This is a genomic window from Phenylobacterium sp. (genome assembly GCF_036264965.1).
Classification (GTDB): domain Bacteria; phylum Pseudomonadota; class Alphaproteobacteria; order Caulobacterales; family Caulobacteraceae; genus Phenylobacterium.
In genome coordinates, this window is sequence record NZ_DATAPY010000172.1 from 1 (window position 1) to 2,355 (window position 2,355).

Genomic DNA, 2,355 nt, shown 5'->3' on the forward strand with positions numbered 1-2,355 from the left:
CGCGGCGGTGACCGAGTGGAAGAAGGCCGGACGCGCGTCGATCCCGATCGCGGTGCGCCGCGGCGGCCAGATGCTGGGCTTCGTGCCGCTGAAGATCGACGGCTGAGGCCGAGGGCGCGCTATCTGGGCGTCGCAGGCGGAAAGGGGGGCGCATGCGGCTGTTGATCGTGGAGGACGACGCCGAGGCGTCGGAAGCGATGTCGCGCGGCCTCTCCGAGGCCGGGCATGAGTGCCAGACCGCCGAGGACGGCGAGGCCGGTTTCGCCGCGGCGCGGCGCGGCCGCTTCGACGTGCTGGTGGTCGACCGCATGATGCCGAAGCTCGACGGCGTCGGCATGGTCGAGCGGCTGCGCCAGGAAGGCGACCAGACCCCGGTGCTGTTCCTCTCGGCCCTGGGCGAGGTCGCCGACCGCGTCGAGGGCCTGAAGGCCGGCGGCGACGACTATCTGGTCAAGCCCTACGCCTTCGCCGAGCTGATCGCCCGCGTCGAGGCCCTGGCGCGGCGGCGCGAGACCGGCTCCGTCCAGACCCTTCTGAAGGTCGGCGAACTGGAGATGGATCTGATCGCGCGCACCGTCTGCCGTCAGGGCAAGGAGATCGACCTGCAGCCGCGCGAGTTCCAGCTCCTGGAATTCATGATGCGCCACGCCGGCCAGTCGGTCACCCGCACCATGCTGCTGGAGAAGGTCTGGGAGTACCACTTCGATCCGCAGACCAACGTCATCGACGTGCACATCTCGCGCCTGCGCTCGAAGATCGACAAGGGCTTCGACCGTCCGATGCTGCAGACGGTCCGCGGGGCGGGCTACCGGTTGGATGCCTAGGACCGCAGATGCTCCCCCAGAGGGGGAGCTCCCGGCGAAGCCGGGTGAGGGGGTTTCACCCCCGGAGTCGGCGGCTGAAACCCCCTCCGGCGCTTCGCGCCACCTCCCCCTGAGGGGGAGGATCTAGCGTGCGCCTGCCGCGCATATTCCGCACGGCGCCGTTCCGGCTGACGGTGATCATCCTGGGGCTGTTCGCCAGCTCCGCCCTGGCGTTCCTGGCCTATATCTATGTGGCGACGGCGGGCGAGGCGACGCGGCGCACCGACCAGGAGATCACCCGCGAGATGCACAGCCTCGTGGCGGCCTATGACAGGGCCGGCGTCGACGCGGTCAACCAGTCGCTGATCGAGCGCGCGGCCAGCGAGCGGCCGTTCCTCTACCTCCTGATGAAGCCGGACCAGAAGAAGATCTCCGGCTCCATCGAGGAGAGCCCCGTGGAGAAGTTCACCGGCGCGCCCACCTGGACCAGTTTCGCGGTGACCGACGTGGACGCCCAGGGCCGCACGGTGAAGCACCCGGCCCGCGGCCTGCAGCAACGCCTGAGCGGCGGCCAGGTCCTGTTCGTGGGCGCCGATGTCGGCGAGGACCAGGCCTATGTCGACAAGATCACCCGCGCCAGCCAGGGCGCGGGCGCGCTGGTGGTTGTGCTGGGTCTCCTCCTCGGCATCCTGGTCAGCCGCAACGTCACCCGCTCCATGACCGGCCTGACCGAGGTGGTGGACGCGGTGCGCAACGGCGACCTGGGCGCGCGGGCCCAGCTGCGCGGCACCCGCGATGAGTTCGACGAGCTGGCTGCCGGCATCAACGAGATGCTCGACCGCCTGGAGCGCTCCATGGCCGGCCACCGCCATGCCGGCGACGCCATCGCCCACGACCTGCGCTCGCCGCTGACCCGCCTTCGGGCCCGGCTGGAGGTCGCCTATCTCGACGTCGAGGCCGGCAAGGGCGATCCGACCCAGGCGCTGGCCCAGGCGCTGGAAGACACCGACGGGGTGTTGAAGACCTTCGGCGCGGTGCTGTCGATCGCCCGGCTGCAGGCGGCCGGCACGGCGCCCGATCCGGTGCTGTTCGACCCCTCGGACCTGGCCGCCAACATCTCCGAACTCTACGAGCCGCTTTGCGAGGACAAGGGCATCGACTTCGCCGCCGAACTGCAAGGTGACCTTCAGGCCCGAGGAAATCGCGAGTTCCTGGCCCAAGCCCTGGCCAACATCCTCGACAACGCGGTGAAGTACACGCCGTCCGGCGGCGCGATCATGCTGCGGGTGCGCCGCCGCTCCTCCGGCGAGATCGAGTTCTCGGTCACCGACACCGGCCCCGGCGTGCCCGACGGCGACCGCGAGCGGGTCGTCGAGCGCTTCGTACGCCTGGAGAACAGCCGCAACGAGCCCGGCGCGGGTCTGGGCCTCTCCCTGGTCGCCGCCGTCGCCGAGGCGCATGGCGGGCGCCTCGAACTCGCCGAGGGCCCCGGCAAGGTCGGCGAAATGGGCCCTGGCCTGCGCGTCGCCCTGGTGCTGCCCAGGGCCTAGGC

At 70.7% G+C, this 2,355-nt stretch carries 2 protein-coding genes; both read left to right on the forward strand.

All coding sequences use genetic code 11. The annotated features are described in order from the left end of the window. Positions 1–152 precede the first annotated feature (152 nt). Entirely contained in the window at positions 153–824 is a 672-nt protein-coding gene (locus VHS75_RS22650) for a response regulator transcription factor (RefSeq protein ID WP_329640897.1), read from the forward strand. A 128-nt stretch (positions 825–952) separates the two neighbouring features. Then, a complete protein-coding gene (locus VHS75_RS22655) occupies positions 953–2,353 on the forward strand; it encodes a HAMP domain-containing sensor histidine kinase (RefSeq protein ID WP_329640898.1) in 1,401 nt (466 codons plus the stop codon). The last annotated feature ends 2 nt before the right edge of the window (positions 2,354–2,355 follow it).